The following is a 16,074-nucleotide window of genomic DNA, read 5'->3' on the forward strand; positions in this document are numbered from 1 at the left end:
GCTTTTATAGCGGTTATGATGTCCGAAGAAATCATAACACAAGTCGTATTATCGTACAAAAACATTATATAGCCAACTCGAATCTATGTCAAGATTATTATTCAATCCGACAAATTTTTCCTTCATATATTCCATTTCTTTTGTGTATTTTCGGCATATTGCCCGCTGTATCGGTTGACATTTTTCGTTTATGTAGTATAATGAGTTTAACAATCATTTGTTTATATTTAAAACAAATGTAATTCGAATGAGGTGTATAGTTATGAGTCATAGTTTTGATTTTGAATACGCCCTTGCCCTGAAGGTATCGTGGTATTATTATGTGGAAAATATGACCCAGCAGAACATTTCCGACATTATGGGAATCTCCCGGATGCGCGTTATCAAGCTGCTGGAACATGCCCGTCAAAAGGGGATCATCCAATTCCATTTCCGCTCGGAACATGCTTACCGGATGGACCTCGAATGCAGGCTTATGCAGCGCTGGCAGCTGCAGGATGTGCTGATCGTCCCGGTGGACAGCAATGTCAAAGACGTAGATCTGGCCGTGGGAAAGGCTGCAGCCATGTATCTCTACAATCAGATCCATGAGGACTGTTACATAAACTGGGGGCATGGGCGTACCCTCAACTATACACTGGGCAACCTGCTCCAGTCCTGCGAGCATCAGCTCTCTATCGTCAGTCTGACAGGTGGCGTGGATTACTATTTCCCCGATCTGCGCGCCGTCAATAACAACGCCAACATGCACGTCATTCCTGCTCCTCTGATCATGTCGAGCCCGGAAGCGACACAGGCAATCCGCAGAGAGCGCCCAGTCCAGGATATTTTCAACATGATCTGGCACTCTTCGATGACCGTTGTCGGCGTCGGAAGCATGAGCACGGAAGCAACTCTGATTAAAAGAGGAATCATGACATCCAATGACTTCCTGCTCCTTGGCATGCAGGGCGCAGTGGGAGATATATTAAGCCAGTTTATCAATGAAAACGGCGAAAAAATCCGCTGTTCTTTCGAAGACAGAATGATCGCCATCTCTCTGGATGAATTGAAAAAGCTCAAAAATGTAATCGGTGTTGCCGGCGGCGTCAGCAAAGCTGCCGTAATCCACGCATCTCTTCAGGGAGGCTACCTGAACAAGCTGGTCATCGACGAGGAGACAGCCAGACTTGTATTACAGATGGATGAAGCACAATAGCATATTAATATAAGGAGGAAGCACCATGAATAAGAACTATTTAATGGCAGTCGATGCCGGAACCGGAAGCGTCCGCGCTGTTTTGTTCGATCTGGAAGGCAATCAGATCGGCTGTTCCCAGCAGGAATGGGATCACAAAGAGGACCCCCGCTATCCGGGCAGCATGGATTTTGACTGGGTGTATAACTGGAAGCTCGCCAGCGGCTGCATCCGGGACGTGATTGCTCAGACCGGTATCGATCCGGCAGAGATCGCCGCAGTATCTACTACCTGTATGCGGGAAGGTCTCGTCATGTACGACGAGCAGGGAAATGAAATCTGGGCATGTGCCAATGTAGATGCCCGCAGCAACGACGAGGTTGTGGAACTGATCGGGCAGGACCCGGAGCTGGAAAAGGAGATTTACCAGAAGACCGGACAGACTTATGCTTTGGGCGCGCTGCCCCGCATTCTCTGGATCAAAAACAAAATGCCCGATGTATATGCAAGAATCGCCCGCGTCGGCATGTTCAACGACTGGCTGATCTATAAGCTCACCGGCGTCCTTGCCGTAGAGCCATCCAACGGCTCCACCACCGGTATCCTTGATCTGCAGAAACGGACCTGGGACCCGGCTGTCGCTGAGAAATGCAGTCTCCGGTCGGATATTTTCCCGGACGTGGCAGAATGCGGCACCGTGATCGCCAATGTGACTGACAAAGGCCATGAAGATACCGGGCTGGCCGTCGGTACCCCGGTCGTCACAGGCGGAGGAGATGCGCAGCTCGGATGTATTGGTGTCGGCGTTGTCAATCCGGGAGAGGCGGCAATTTTTGGCGGCAGCTTCTGGCAATATGAGTTCAATACCGCCAACGGCCAGACAGACCCAGACTGCCGCGTGCGCGTCAACTGCCACGCAGTGCCGGGCGTATGGCAGTACGAAGCCCTCGCATTTAAGCCGGGCCTTGTCATGCGCTGGTTCCGCGACGGTTTCTGTGAACGGGAAAAAGAACTGGCAAAACAGACCGGGCAGGACCCTTATGATCTGATGAACGAGCAGGCGGCAAAAATTCCCGCAGGTTCCTATGGCATGATGTGCACGTTCTCGGATGTCATGAACTTCATCTGCTGGAAACACGCCGCTCCTACATTTACGAATTTTGAGCTCGACCCGCTTAAATTTAACCGCTACACCTTTTACCGGGCAATTCTCGAGAATACGGCAATGCTCGCAAAAGGACATATGGAGCTTGTAAGGGAAGCCACCGGCAATATTCCAAAGGAAGTTGTATTTGCAAACGGTGCTTCCAAGAGCGATCTCTGGTGCCAGATCGTAGCTGATGTCCTCGGTCTTCCGGTGAAAGTGCCGGTCGTGAAAGAGGCTTCTGCTCTCGGCGCTGCCATCATCGCCGGTTACGGTGTCGGCATTTATTCCAGCATCTCCGATGCGGCGGCAAAACTTGTCAAATGGGATAAAGTCTACGAACCGAATATGGAAAACCACAAAGTGTACGAAGAAATGTATGAACCATGGCGCAAGGTGTATGCAGCTCAGTTAGAACTCAGCAATCAGAGACTGACAAAAAATATGTGGGCAGCGCCCGGCGCCGGAAACGGTCTGTAATTACAATACCACTAATTAATATAGAAAGGATACTGATATTATGTTTATCAAGCATGAAAATGACGAAGAATACCGCTTCGGAGACAGCGGACCCAAATATCTGATGAAAGGTCCCCGTTCCAACTTTGCCCTCGTTCAGTTCCAGCCGGGACAACACTTTCAGGCACATTATCATCAGATTATGGAGGAGAACTTCTTTATTTTGAGTGGTAAAGTGGATATTGTCGTCGACGGCACGATCCATACCCTGACCGAAGGACAGTTGATCCATATTGATCCGCTGGAAGTTCATTATGTCGCCAATCCTTATGATGAGCCTGTGAAAATGGTTTCCACTCTGGCTCCTTATCAGATACAGGATAAGACAGATGTCGAAAATCCGCCCTATGACCGCCTGAACAAATAACTGTCTTCCGATCAGCATGTAAAGTTTTTGACTACGGCATGACAGCAAAGGGCCCTGCACAGATGATACGCGCAGGGTCCTTTTTCGTTTATTTTATTACGTATTTATATATATTGTCTTGATCATCCTCTGCTTTTCTCCGCAAATGATTCCACCCTGCGGTTCTTCAACAGCCGTTATGCAGAATCTCCACCGCTTCGCGCAATGTCTGTACCTCTCCCACATTTCCCGGGAAAATGACGTAAGGAGTCTGCGGAAATTTGCTTTCTTCTCCTGTCTGCCATACCGGAATCCCCGGCCGGATCTGGCCAAGTACATTGGCGCACTTAACGCACAGCGCCTTTGTTCCCACATCGCTGGAGGTGATTCCTCCTTTGACTATAACAAAAGAAGGGGTTACCTGTAAATTCCCCACCAATCGACGCACACCGTCGCTGATCCTCACACTGCGCAGCAACGCGCTCTCTTTTGTATCGTCCGCCACCGTCAGCAATGTCCGTTCTGTGAAGCAGACTGCCGTCCTGCCATCTTTTATGATCTGTTCCTCCTGTGCCACACATCTGGCAATCTCCCGGTCAAAAGCCTCTTCTCCCTCTAACACCACACTGGATTTGAATTCCACAGGCACAACATATTCCAGTTTCAGCAGTTCCTCCAACTGCGCCGTCGTCTTGGCCGTATGGCTGCCGACTACCACGATTCCTCCGTTCTCCGTATCCTTCCCGATCATTTCATCTCTCGTCAGAAGCGGCCGGTCCGTAATACCTCCCACAACTTTGACAAATCCGGCGGCTGTGCGGAACATAAATTGTTTTCCTCTGTGCATCGCACGGTATAACGCAATACAAAATACTTTCACATCGCAATAGTCAATGGCATTGACACAGATCTTATTAAAATCCTCCGCCTGCATGAGCCGCTCTGTGATCTTGTCAATCTCTTTCCCGCGAATCATTTCCAGTGAAATACAGATCACATCCTCCGCCCGGTACGCCCCTTCCGTCTTTTCTTCGATATAGTCCGGAATCGAAGAATGCGTATAGCCGAATGTCTTGTCCCTGGCGAACTCTGTCTGCGCCGCCGGCACGAGTTCTTCCCCATATTTCACATAATGGATATTATCAACCGTGAAACGGCCTCCCTCTTTAAAAAAGGGCAACAGCACTTCTCCGTCTATCTTTCTGCCCGCTTTCTCCAGCCCCTCTTTTAAAAGCCGCGTTTCCAACGGATAATGTCCCCGCAAAGTGGAATCGCTCCTGGAAATAAACAGGTATGACCGGCCCGTTTCCTTCGCTGCCTGCTCCGCCGCCTCTATGATCTCGTGATGCACTCTCGTCGTCTCGTCCTCAGTCATCCCCCGGCTGTTCGTGAGAATATAAAACACTTTATCGGCGCCGGAGAATCCTTTCCTCAGGGACTCTGTCGTCCAGTCCGTATAGACTTGTATGTCATGCACTGTCTGCACCCCTGTAGGGTCGTCGTCCAGCACAACAAATTTTACCTCATTTCGGGCAATCTCTTCCCCAAGCAGTGCATCCAGCTCCGCCTCATCCATTTGAGGATATTGATCCAATATACTGCAGCTTTGTTTTTCTTCCGTTGTCTTCATATACGCTCCAAACATTCTTGTTATTGACCTCTGTCACTCTGCGGAAAATCAAAGAGGCATCTCTGATTTCACTTCCACATCCGCCAGTTTCTCAAAATACTGTACAATCCCTGCATGATCTTCATCCATGTGACCGCCTACCTTCAGCGCCTGCATGATCTCAAACAATTCCGCTGTCAGCGGAAGCGGCACATCCAGATCATGCGCTGTGTTGATCACGTTTTTAATATCCTTATGGTTAATACTGATCTTACCACCCGGCACAAAATTTCTCGCACACATCATCGGCGCTTTGGCATCCAGCACTGCGCTTCCGGCAAGACCTCCCCGGATCGCCTGATATACCTTCATCGGATCGGCGCCCGCTTTGGTCGCCAGCACCAGAGCCTCCGACACGGTCGCGATACCAAGATTTACAATAATCTGATTTGCCAGTTTCGTCACACTGCCGCTTCCGCTGCCGCCGATCAGCAGACTGCTGTTTCCGAGAATGGCAAACAAAGGCTGCAGCTTTGCAAAATCGGCCTCGTCGCCGCCACACATGATCGCAAGACTCCCTGCTATCGCCCCCGGCTCCCCGCCGCTGACAGGCGCATCCACAAAACCGACGCCGATCTCCTTCAGTTTCTCATAACAGGTCCTGCTCTCTCCGGGCGTCACACTGGACATATCGCACACCAGTTTCCCGGCCGACAGCCCTTCTGCGACGCCGCCTTCCCCAAATAAAACATCCTGAACAATACCGCCGCTTGGAAGAATTGTCAATATGATGTCACATGTCTGCCCGATCTCTTTATAGCTGCCTGTTTCCGCCCCAAGCTCCGTCAGCTCCTGCACCGCAGCTTTATTCAGATCGGAGACAACCAGCTGTACCTGTTCCTTCAATAAATTTTTTGCCATAGGCTTTCCCATAATACCAAGCCCGATAAACCCTACTTTCATTCCTGTTCTCCTTGTATCATGTATTTAGGTTATTCTTCTGCCAATTCCCCGGATGAGATTACCTCTCACGGCCTTAGACCCAGCCCGCCTTCCAGCGTAATCGTCTCCCCGGTCATATACTTAAAGTCATCCGAGACAAGCTGTACGCACACCCTGCCGATCTCTGTCTCCGGATCCCCCAGATGCCCCATCGGCGGCATATGTACATTTTTTTCATAGGCTTCCGGATATGCCTTTTGAAAGTTTTCCAACTGTGACGTCCATGCCAGTGGACAGATGACATTTACATTGATCCCATCTTTACCCCACTCATTGGCCGCCACACGGGAAATACCGCGAATCCCTTCCTTTGCCGCCGCATACGCGCATTGTCCCACATTGCCAAACAAACCGGCCCCGGAAGCAAAGTTAATCACAGACCCCTTACTCTCCTTCAGGTAAGGATAGCAGGCCTGCATATAATAAAAGACCGCATACAGTCCGGAATAAAGCGCCAGATCGAACTGCTCCGTCGTATGGTCCGCCAGAGACACCCCTGACGCAGATGCCTGTGCGCTGTTAATCAGCCCGTTGACACCGCCAAATGTTTCCACTGTCTGTCTCACTACCTGTTCCACTACCGCCCTGTTGTCTGCTCCGGCAGACACATCTGCCTGAATAGCCAATACCTTTACACCGTATTTCCGTTCCAGCTCTTCCCGGGCATCCTCGAGCTTCTTCCCGTTCCGTCCGGTAACGACGAGATTGGCTCCTTCTTTCGCAAAGGCTGTTGCGATTCCATAGCCGATCGAGCCACATCTCCCGTCACTTAAGACCGCACGTCCTCCGCCTGTCACAATGATCGTTTTTCCGTCAAGCTGTCCCATAACAGCACCTCCTATTCCGTTGCTTTCCAAACCATGCCATACTCCCACTCTGATGTCTGCGCATCCATATACTCTGCCTCAATCAGAAATCCTCTGTTACTGTAAAAGTCAATCGCCGATGTGTTTCTCCTGTAAACTCTCAGCTTCAGTCTTTTTCTGTCTTTTTGAACAGTTCGAAGCAATTCACTGCCAATTCCTTTTGCTCTTGCCGTCTTATCTACAAAAATACCGGCAATATAATCTCCGGTCATTCCGATAAAACCATCAACCACCTGCCCGTTTTCCGATACCCAGACTTCCGCCCCCGGAATCATTTTCTTAACTGCGTCATAATTGTCCAGCCAATATTCAGACGCAATAAAAGTGTGCGCTTCCAGGTTCGCATTGAGCCAAATCGACATAACAGCGTCTACATCGTCATCCCTGAATCTCCGAATCATTGATCCTCTCCATGTGATTTGTCAGAATTTTGGATTAAGTGACAGCCCTATTATAACAGACCTCTACCCATGCCATCAACATCATTATCTTTCTTTCGGATGGCAGTACTTTCAAGTTTGTTGTCCCTTTCTAATTTTGCTGTACGCCCTTCTTTTCTCTGTAATCCCGGACAAACAGAGAAGACAGGATTGTCAGCGCCTCAATGTCCAGATGCAGCAATGCCCCGATTTTCTTCAGATCCTGAGCCGCTACGCTGCCATAATTGCCAATCCCCGCATTGTTGATCCATGTCTCTGTCTCATAACCTTTCAATCCCTCATAGAACCGATACACATTTTCCGGAACAGACAGATCAAGGCTGCGGATGACAACATCCAGCGCCGGATGTTCCTTCAGGATCTCCTTTCTCAGCAGTTCAAGTTTCCCCCTGCGCCTTGCTGCTATGACCAGATTCTTTCCCCGCCCCGCAAACGCCTTAGCCGTGTCATAACCAATGCCGGAGTTTGCCCCTGTAATGACCGTATACTTCCTCATTTTCCGTACCATTCAACCCCTCCTTCGACTTCTGCATACAATGAACCAGTCAGATTCGCGGCCTCTTCTCGCGCAAATGTACCGGAAATCATCACCCCGTCGCTTGCATCAGAACTGCCGACTTGTTATAATTCAACCATACAATGTAGAGTAAACTCTATGTCAAGAAAATTGAGGTGACTTTTTTGTGGAATATTGTATCGGAGAATTTTCCTTACTGACAGGTCTGGGCATCCATACGCTTCGTTACTATGAACGCGAGGGATTGATTACGCCAGAAAGAAATTCCGCCAACCGCCGCCGCTATTCTGACAAAGACCGTACATGGATCGAATTTATCAAACGCCTGAAAGACACAGGTATGCCCATCAGAGAAATCAGGCATTATGCTCAACTCCGGGCCAGCGGCGATTCTACTCTTACCGAAAGGCTGGAAATGCTCATACAGCACCGGCAAATTCTCAATGAACAGATCGCACTGCTGCAGACACATAAGAGAAAACTGGATGAGAAAATCGAATCTTACAGAAGGGAGTATCAAGACGAAGTATCGAAAGCTGTCACAGGGAAAGGAAGATGAGGTCATCATGGAATTAGGAAGAAAACATCGGTTTGACATCGGGAAAAGCTGCAACGCCCTGTCAAATGTTTCAAATACCAGCCTGTTATCATTTCTTGCACTGACACCATAAGCTACGGGATACCTGTCTGCCGTATCATCAGGTTTTGAGTATGTATATTTTTTCTTCTTGCTGATCACCGAATATGTTCCCAGCTTTTCATGATTCTATGGACTCTGTTTTTACAAGAGTTAAGGAGCTAAAAGTTCATTTAACTACTGAAAATCAACACAAAAAGGAGCTGATTCTTATGAGCTCTAAAAAGGCTTTTGCGATTACAGCTGTGACTATACCCTCGTTTTGCAAGACTTCTGCATCGTTGAATTGCAGGAACGCATCCAGTTTGGGAGCCCAGTCTGCCATCGTCATGGGAATATGCCGCCGTGCCTGTCGTGTAGCGTAATCCAGATACATAGTAACAATTTCGTTAAGCTCCTGTATTTCACCCTTAGATAAGTAATTTTTTTGCAATCGACACATCTGCTCTGACAGTTTTCCCATCAGGTGCATTACGCCATGATGTCAATCCCATATGTTCTTTTGTATGGTCTGCTCTTGCTACAATGACTTCTGCTGCGATATTTCCGTGAACGGCATCGTGCATCTTATTCTGTACTGCCGCAAGGAAATCTTTCGTAATTTGGCTATCAAGGGAATAATCAACAGCAGTAGTATAGCTGTCTGTAATCTTTTGATAGAAACGGCGCCGTGATCCTGCACACGGACTCATCAAGCAGCGCAATACGATAAGTTGGTGCAATACCGCCCAAGGCTGTCATTCCTTCCTGCATCGCATATCGCCGCCTGTACCTCCGTCACTTCCTCCATGCCCTGCATCCACGACAACACAAAACCCTTGGGCATTATTTTCTGTTGAAGTAACAGGAGCAACATCGTTGCCTGCGTTTCTATCTGCATATATCCGTGTATTTATTTACCTTTTCATCTTCACCCGTCAGGGCATCGCTCATAACAATATCCCCTGCAAAAAAATCTGTTCCAAGCAGAAATGGCAGCGGCAGACGGTAAATGCTGGTTTTCGATAAGCCTATATAGGGAATAATCACGGACACCGCACCTGTCAGCAGGGTGACCGCATATTTTTTTGCCAAAACGGAAATAAACATCAGGAGTATCGCAAGAAACACACCGCCAAACATCCGGAGCAGCCCTATAGATACATATCCCTCCAATAGCGACATACCCTTGCTGCTGTCTGCAAAGTAACGGATACTCTGAATCGGATAATCCCCATCCGGCAGCTGTACTCAGAACAGAAAACAGGCGTAACAATCAGCAAAATGCCAAGGTAGAGAATGAAATGAAGCGTACCTTTGCCAAGAAGCCCCATCCATCCGTTTGTCTGGAGAAAACAGCGGTTCCCCGCATTTTCGCAGATATAGAGATATTGCTGATAGATAACCTCAAATCCATTTTGACGCTCCAGAATCTTCTCTATTTCCCGGCTCCCTTTTTTATATTCACTTTCACTGATCTTCCCATCATAGTAGTTCTCCAAAAGGCTGTTCTGCCTCTCCTTAGCTTTTGCAATCCTCTCCGCCTCCTGCTCCAGATAAAGGGAAGATTCCTCGGTGCAGTATCCTTTTACCTTTTCCAGATACCATTCATATTCATTTTTATACTGCTCCATCGCTATGTCTAAAGGGTTGTCGGACAAGGCAAGCCAGACCGTGCCAAAGAGCAGGACAAGGGCAATATAGAACAGCCCCCTTTGCCAGAGCATAATCTTTTTTACTTCGTACACAAATCCAGACATTTTATCCTCCTTTCCCGGCAATAAGAGTTCCTTTTAGAAAGCATCATCATTGCCGTTATGGAAACCACCCCTACGGTTATGGCAAAAATAATTGCTGCCTGGAAACTCTGTACCGGATATCCTGCAAAACCAATAAACTCGGTCTTGCCAAATAGTATGCGGTTAGCAAGCAGCGAATACGGATTTACGATTTTGAGCCAGGTATTACTGAAACAGCTCTGTGACGCACCTGTAATAATGAAACACAGGGCTGCTCCGAAATCAGCGACAAACAGAACAAGGACACTGTGCCCAAACAAGGAAATCAATAGAAACACCATGCTCATCGTCCATACGCCCACTGCCCTTATCACTGCGGACAGAATCGCATATTGCCATAAATTACAGTTTACCGCAGCCGTGCTGAAATTGCTGACAGCATACAGCGGAAGATCCCCTCCTTCTGCCGTTCCGAAGAAATACGCAAAACCAATATAATCCACAGCAGAAAACCATATGGCCACACTGATCACAAACAAAGAAGCCGCAGCAATTTTAGCAAATGTGGTCTTTTTACCGCCGCCCGGATTTGTCAGCAGCAGCATATCCATCTGTGTTTCCTTTTCGCAGACAAAGATACTGACAACCCCGTACAGACAAAGAAATAAAACCAATATGCCCGAAAAATCATAGTTCAGATAATAGTTATACATCTCCTCATAGGCAAAGGCTTTTATGCTCCGCTCGGAATAAAGGTTATAGATCACACTGTTTTTACGTGCTTCTACAGTCTGCCCCCGTTCTTTGTAAACAGTGGCATTTTCCTTTGCCCTCTCTGCTACTTGAAGCGCATAAGTCCGATAATGATAGAAATATTCCATAGGCTCCACATAGTATTTTTCCAGGATATTCCGGTCACCGTATATATTCCCCGTCATCATATCCGGATTGTCTTTGGCTGTGCTTGCTGTCATATCAGCCGTAGCGTCTGCTAACGGCTGATATATGGAAAGAAGATGATTGATTTTTTCAGCAGTGATCTCCCCTCTGTAATCCTCATAAAGCTGCCAATACACGCTGTTCCAACTGTGGCTGTCATTTCCGTCCGCCAGGTAGGAATACAAGTGGAATTCGCTGTTTATTTTGAACAGGTTCATTACACTGAACAATATGAGTACAACAAGTATTGACCGCTTGCAGAATAATTTGTAAAATTCATATTTGATTAAGCGTGTCATGTTATCTCTCCCTTAACTCATTGCCCACGGAAGTAATACAGAAATACATCTTCCAGATTAGGGGAAACCTTTACTGCGTCTGAAGCAGGCAGCATATCGCTTACGATTCTTACTAAAAAGCGTTCCCCCTGCTGTTTCATATTGCTGACATAATATTGGCTGCCAAGTCTGGCAGCGTCTCCCCCGTTTACTGTCACCTCCCACACTTTCCCATAGATATTCTGTTCTAATGTGTCGATAGTTCCCTGAGTTATTAAGGAGCCTTCCTTTAAGATCATAATCTCCTTTGCGATACACTCCACATCGGAAACGATATGGGCGGCCAGCAAAATGGTCCGCCCCTGTGCGAATTTTGAGATCAGGTTGCGGAAACGGATACGTTCACTGGGATCAAGCCCTGCTGTCGGCTCATCCAAAATAAGAATTTCAGGATCGCCCAGCATCGCCTGGACAATGCCGACCCTCTGCCGCATACCGCCGGAAAGAGCGCCAATCTTTTTCTCTTTAGCATCTGAAAGATTGACAATGCCCAAAATCTCCAAAGCCCATTTTTTTCCCTGTTCGTCAGGGATTCCTTTCAGCGCACACATATACAGCAGAAAATCCATCACTGTAAAATCCCGGTAAAAAACCGGATATTGCGGCATATATCCGATTTTTGACAGGAAGTCCTTACCCAATGTTCCTGCATCCTGTCCGTCAATCAAAACCGTTCCGCCATCGCTTCCCAAAATACCCACAAATATATTGATCAGTGTCGTCTTTCCCGCACCGTTAGCGCCCAAAAGCCCATAGACACCCTCCGAAAGTTCCGTGGTAAAATCCTTCAGGGCATACTTACCCTTATACTGCTTTGAAACATTTCGTAATGATATTTTCATCAAGAATTACCCCTCAAAGCTAAAGGTTGTTATCAAGGTGCTTACCTCGTCAATACCCCGTCCAAGCACAACGATACAGGTGCCGGATTCATCCAAAATCAAAATCTGTGGAACACGCAGGAAATAGGTACTGTTGCTGTCCTGAACGGTTTCCGTATGGATACTTTTTCCCGATGCCGTATCATAAATGTTGATTATAACACTGCTTTCCTCCAAAATAGCAGTAGCCACATATTTTCCCTGCCCGGAGCAGTAAACACCGTCTTTTCCCTCACTGCGGCTTGAGAACGACATCGTATTTTCTGTATTGGATATAGTATCAAGCATCAGCAGGGTTCCATTATTTTTGTCAAAGCTCTGGGGCATAATAAGCAGGTTTCCACCCTTTTGCACTTCTTCCGTATCTACCTTGTAATCTCCCTTTTTGGTAATCGTGAAATTTGCGCTGTCTGTGGATACTGTACCATAAACACTGACCCCATCCCCGCCAATGGAGGTATCTGTAGCCATGCCTACATAGACTAAAGTGTTGTTCCCCGTAAAGGTAAGGCTGTCCATGGTTGCAATCTGCATATTACCTGCCATGCCTTCTTCGGAATAGTTCAGAATGGTACGAACCTTCCGTGAAGAAACATCATAAAGGTAAAGCCCTTGAAGTCCGCCGAAAGCAACCTGTTTTCCGTCCTGTGAAATAGCGATCCCTGTGATCTGCAAGGTAAAATCGTCACTTAATAATCCGCTAAAGGAAATGGTATCCTGAATAGCAAAGTCCTTATTCAGTATGTATCCATTGATACCGTCGCTTTCTGATGTAGCAAATGAACCGTTGCTGCCGCCAGTCTTTCCCTGGCCCACAACAAAGTAGCCGTCTGTAAAAGTCTGTACACATAAATCTCCCATGGAAATATCCGCACTTGCGATCGTTTCGCCTTTCCCCGTATCGTAAAGATAAAGCTGATCCGCTGCAACGATAATCCGACTTCCACCGGCATAATAGCAGCCGCTGACCTTTCCTGAAAAAGCGGAATCCTTGAAGCTACTGACCGCCATAATATTTTTATCTGTGCCGTTATCCTGCGGATCAATCACGTTCATTTCGCTGCTTTCATTTCCGGTATTTTCCGATGAATCATCTTCTACGGATTGCGGTTCCATGTTTATGGTTCCATTTTCAGAGCTGTTCCCATTCTCCTGTCTGTTTCCGCAGGCCGACAGATGAAACGCCAAAGCAAGCATAAGTATCATACACATCCATTTTGTTTTCATTTTTAGTCCTCCTTGTATAATAAAATTGAACCTGTTTTACTTGTAACTGAATTTCCGTCCGCTACGACGGCTGTCGCATAAAAAGTATTGAAACCATCTAGTTTAGCGATATCTATGGTTGCTTCAATGATCCACACATTTCCTTTGCTTAATGTGACATCACAGAAAACCGCTCCATCAAAAGATATGGGCTTATGGTTTAAGAAAAATGATATGCCATATCTTGCGCCTGGCGTTCCACAAAGGGTGTAGCGCACGGTAAGCGTGTCTTTCCCGGTAAGGTTGATATTGTCATACACCACCTCGCCGTCATAGACAAGCGTCCAATAGACACTGTTATCCAGGGTATCCATCGTAACGCCATTCCATCCTGCTTTCACAAGCTCATTCTTAATAAAAGAGGAAGTGACTTTTTCCTCTGAAATGCTTACATCACGAAAAGCAGTTATACTTTCTCCATAAATGCTGTCACTTTCTGGAGCATCCTCATTAAAATGCAGTTTCAGCACTCTTTCAAAGCTCTGATGATACCAGCCATAGCTTGAGGTTTCTTTCATATCAGGCTGGAAATCGGGCCTGGTGACGCTCACGACCGTCATATTCAGGGTATCGCCCTTTTTCCCTGTGTTCGGTGTGAACACAAAAGAAAATTTCTCTTCATGCTTTTCTGATGTCCGGAAGCAGTGGAGATACTCGTATTCCGCCCCGTGTCGTTCACCTTGTAGGCTTGCGGCTTTCCGTCCAAAAAAAGCGGGAAGCCAATGCTGTCCAATTTCCCCTCTGATGAAAACTGATAATCCAGGACAAATTCTCCGCCATTATACTCATAAGGCAAAACACTCTGGTCATCCGCTCTGGCGGGACTGGCTTCCCCATGGCTGAGAAACCCTAAATCTCCGTCCTCCTGCGCCCCGGCGAATGGGTCTTCTTCTACATTTTGCGGCGGAGCATTCTCGTCCGCAATGTTATAATTTCCGCAGGCCGCCACAGCAAAGGGCAAAACAAAAATCATAGCTAATGATAAAAATCTCTTTCGCATCGTCTATCCTCCTACTACAATGTATTTATTGGTTAATCCCCCTTACAGCCAGTAAGGAATTATCCATCTTGTTGCTTAAGCTGTTAGAATGAGTGGTGCAAGTGGTCTGGCCGTATCCTCCTGGAACTTTACGTCCGTAAATTAGTCAGCCAACCAGCCCTCATTCGCAGCATTCGTTTTACGCAGGTTGAACCTTAAGGCGTTCGTGTGATACCCAGTAGATTGAACAAGCAATGAGTAAATCTGGTATTGACCATTGCTACTACATCCCAAAGGAGTATCTGTTATGAACGCTGTTGGTATTGATGTTTCCAAAGGTAAGAGCACTGTCACCATCCGCAGGCCGGGCGATATTGTCGTCATGTCTCCCCGCGACATTCCGCACACACAATCCGCGATCAATGACCTGATCGATCTGATACGAGGACTTGACGGGGAAACAAAAGTCTGTATGGAGCACACCGGCAGATACTACGAACCGGTTGCTGCCTGGCTTTCCGATGCCGGTATCTTTGTCAGCGCCGTAAATCCTATCCTCATCAAAGACTTCGGTGATGATTCCCTGCGCACTCCAAAGACTGACAAGGCGGATTCTAAAAAAATCGCCCGTTACACCCTTGACCGCTGGGCAAAACTCAAGCAATATGGATGCATGGATAAAACACGCAGCCAACTTAAAACTATGAACCGTCAGTTCGGCTTCTATATGGCCCACAAGACTGCCATGAAGAATAACCTCATCGCCCTGCTTGACCAGACCTATCCGGGTGCCAATGCCTTCTTTGACAGCCCCGCACGCAGCGACGGCAGCCAGAAATGGGTGGACTTTGTCCATACCTACTGGCATGTGGACTGCGTGCGCTGTAAATCACTGGAGGCCTTTACAGAGCATTACCAAAACTGGTGTAAACGCAAAGGCTATAACTTCAGTGCCGACAAAGCAGAGAATATCTATCAGCTCTCTTCTGATCTGATCGCCGTATTTCCAAAAGACGACAGCACGAAAATGCTGATACGGCAGGCTGTGGCAATGCTGAACACTGCCTCTGAAACGGTAGAGTCCCTGCGTCTGAAAATGGACGTAGCCGCTTCCACCCTGCCAGAATATCCTGTTGTCATGGCAATGAATGGTGTCGGCCCTACCCTCGGCCCCCAGCTCATGGCTGAGATTGGGGATGTGACGCGTTTCACACATCGCGGAGCGTTGACCGCTTTTGCTGGTGTTGACCCTGGAAAGAACGATTCCGGCCAGCACATCCAGAAAAGCGTACCTACAACCAAGAAGGGCTCACCAAGCCTGCGCAGGACTCTCTTCCAGATCATGGACGGGCTGATCAAGCGTTCCCCTGCTGATGATGCCGTTTACGCTTTTATGGACAAGAAACGGACACAAGGCAAACCTTACTATGTCTACATGACTGCCGGCGCGAACAAGTTCCTTCGCATTTATTACGGGCGGGTAAAGGAGTATCTCTCCTCCCTTGCAGAAACCGAAGAATCTTAAATAAATACCATCACTTTTTATCAGGCCAGCGTTTTGCGGTGGTCTTTTTGTAGTACTCATTTTTCAACCTGTATAAAATTTTCAAAGTTCACTAATTTCTGCTTGACTTTTTATTTGCAGACTTGTTTTAGATTCGACTTTCATTATAAAAACCAAAAGTCAAAATGTGGT

At 47.4% G+C, this 16,074-nt stretch carries 18 protein-coding genes and 2 pseudogenes; 5 read left to right on the top strand and 15 right to left on the bottom strand.

Annotated features, from left to right (window positions below):
• Positions 1-262 precede the first annotated feature (262 nt).
• Genes V1224_14365 through V1224_14375 form a run of 3 tightly spaced genes read left to right on the top strand, consistent with a single transcriptional unit; the run spans position 263 to position 3,207 of the window.
• Positions 263-1,198: a sugar-binding domain-containing protein gene (locus V1224_14365; GenBank protein ID WWR15641.1), complete on the top strand. Its 936-nt coding sequence runs from the start codon at positions 263-265 to the stop codon at positions 1,196-1,198.
• A 25-nt stretch (positions 1,199-1,223) separates the two neighbouring features.
• Positions 1,224-2,801 (top strand): autoinducer-2 kinase, encoded by a 1,578-nt coding sequence (gene lsrK / locus V1224_14370; protein WWR15642.1) that lies wholly within the window; start codon positions 1,224-1,226, stop codon positions 2,799-2,801.
• A gap of 40 nt (positions 2,802-2,841) precedes the next feature.
• Positions 2,842-3,207, top strand: a complete 366-nt coding sequence (locus V1224_14375) for a cupin domain-containing protein (GenBank protein WWR15643.1) — start codon at positions 2,842-2,844, stop codon at positions 3,205-3,207.
• A 166-nt stretch (positions 3,208-3,373) separates the two neighbouring features.
• Here V1224_14375 and V1224_14380 read toward each other — a convergent pair whose 3' ends face one another.
• The 5 genes and pseudogenes from V1224_14380 to V1224_14400 all read right to left on the bottom strand — a co-directional run bounded on the left by V1224_14380 (position 3,374) and on the right by V1224_14400 (position 7,611).
• Entirely contained in the window at positions 3,374-4,816 is a 1,443-nt protein-coding gene (locus tag V1224_14380) for a four-carbon acid sugar kinase family protein (GenBank protein WWR15644.1), read from the bottom strand.
• 48 nt (positions 4,817-4,864) lie between these two features.
• Positions 4,865-5,758, bottom strand: coding sequence for a 2-hydroxy-3-oxopropionate reductase (gene garR / locus V1224_14385; protein ID WWR15645.1), 894 nt, complete (start codon positions 5,756-5,758; stop codon positions 4,865-4,867).
• A 65-nt stretch (positions 5,759-5,823) separates the two neighbouring features.
• On the bottom strand, positions 5,824-6,624 hold the full coding sequence (locus V1224_14390; GenBank protein WWR15646.1) for an SDR family oxidoreductase: 801 nt from the start codon (positions 6,622-6,624) through the stop codon (positions 5,824-5,826).
• A gap of 11 nt (positions 6,625-6,635) precedes the next feature.
• Positions 6,636-7,064, bottom strand: a complete 429-nt coding sequence (locus V1224_14395; GenBank protein ID WWR15647.1) for a GNAT family N-acetyltransferase — start codon at positions 7,062-7,064, stop codon at positions 6,636-6,638.
• 145 nt (positions 7,065-7,209) lie between these two features.
• Positions 7,210-7,611 (bottom strand): annotated as a pseudogene (locus V1224_14400) (SDR family NAD(P)-dependent oxidoreductase).
• Positions 7,612-7,786: 175 nt separating this feature from the next.
• On the opposite strand from V1224_14400, the gene V1224_14405 reads away from it, so the two are divergent.
• The gene (locus tag V1224_14405; protein WWR15648.1) at positions 7,787-8,179 is read left to right on the top strand and encodes a MerR family transcriptional regulator; all 393 of its coding nucleotides are present in this window, start codon (positions 7,787-7,789) and stop codon (positions 8,177-8,179) included.
• 265 nt (positions 8,180-8,444) lie between these two features.
• On the opposite strand, the pseudogene rhuM reads toward V1224_14405, so the two are convergent.
• The 10 genes and pseudogenes from rhuM to V1224_14455 all read right to left on the bottom strand — a co-directional run bounded on the left by rhuM (position 8,445) and on the right by V1224_14455 (position 14,399).
• Positions 8,445-8,931: pseudogene (gene rhuM / locus V1224_14410) on the bottom strand (RhuM family protein).
• Positions 8,879-9,010, bottom strand: coding sequence for a hypothetical protein (locus tag V1224_14415; protein ID WWR17507.1), 132 nt, complete (start codon positions 9,008-9,010; stop codon positions 8,879-8,881). The pseudogene rhuM and the gene V1224_14415 overlap by 53 nt, the downstream one beginning before the upstream one ends.
• Complete coding sequence (locus V1224_14420) at positions 8,949-9,137, bottom strand: hypothetical protein (protein WWR15649.1); 189 nt, start codon at positions 9,135-9,137, stop codon at positions 8,949-8,951. The genes V1224_14415 and V1224_14420 overlap by 62 nt, the downstream gene beginning before the upstream one ends.
• Entirely contained in the window at positions 9,128-9,331 is a 204-nt protein-coding gene (locus V1224_14425) for a hypothetical protein (GenBank protein WWR15650.1), read from the bottom strand. The genes V1224_14420 and V1224_14425 overlap by 10 nt, the downstream gene beginning before the upstream one ends.
• A gap of 59 nt (positions 9,332-9,390) precedes the next feature.
• Positions 9,391-9,996, bottom strand: a complete 606-nt coding sequence (locus V1224_14430; protein WWR15651.1) for a hypothetical protein — start codon at positions 9,994-9,996, stop codon at positions 9,391-9,393.
• On the bottom strand, positions 9,972-11,213 hold the full coding sequence (locus V1224_14435; protein ID WWR15652.1) for an ABC transporter permease: 1,242 nt from the start codon (positions 11,211-11,213) through the stop codon (positions 9,972-9,974). The genes V1224_14430 and V1224_14435 overlap by 25 nt, the downstream gene beginning before the upstream one ends.
• Before the next feature lie 17 nt (positions 11,214-11,230).
• Positions 11,231-12,094, bottom strand: a complete 864-nt coding sequence (locus V1224_14440) for an ATP-binding cassette domain-containing protein (protein ID WWR15653.1) — start codon at positions 12,092-12,094, stop codon at positions 11,231-11,233.
• Positions 12,095-12,100: 6 nt separating this feature from the next.
• On the bottom strand, positions 12,101-13,360 hold the full coding sequence (locus V1224_14445) for a hypothetical protein (protein WWR15654.1): 1,260 nt from the start codon (positions 13,358-13,360) through the stop codon (positions 12,101-12,103).
• Between the two features lie 2 nt (positions 13,361-13,362).
• Complete coding sequence (locus V1224_14450) at positions 13,363-13,959, bottom strand: hypothetical protein (GenBank protein WWR15655.1); 597 nt, start codon at positions 13,957-13,959, stop codon at positions 13,363-13,365.
• A 2-nt stretch (positions 13,960-13,961) separates the two neighbouring features.
• Positions 13,962-14,399 carry a hypothetical protein gene (locus V1224_14455; GenBank protein ID WWR15656.1) on the bottom strand — a complete coding sequence of 146 codons (438 nt, stop codon included), beginning with the start codon at positions 14,397-14,399 and terminating at the stop codon, positions 13,962-13,964.
• A gap of 286 nt (positions 14,400-14,685) precedes the next feature.
• Here V1224_14455 and V1224_14460 point away from each other — a divergent pair, with 286 nt between their 5' ends.
• Positions 14,686-15,903 carry an IS110 family transposase gene (locus V1224_14460; GenBank protein ID WWR15657.1) on the top strand — a complete coding sequence of 406 codons (1,218 nt, stop codon included), beginning with the start codon at positions 14,686-14,688 and terminating at the stop codon, positions 15,901-15,903.
• Positions 15,904-16,074 lie beyond the last annotated feature (171 nt).

The sequence above is a fragment of the Lachnospiraceae bacterium JLR.KK008 genome (assembly GCA_037015955.1).
GTDB lineage: Bacteria > Bacillota > Clostridia > Lachnospirales > Lachnospiraceae > VSOB01.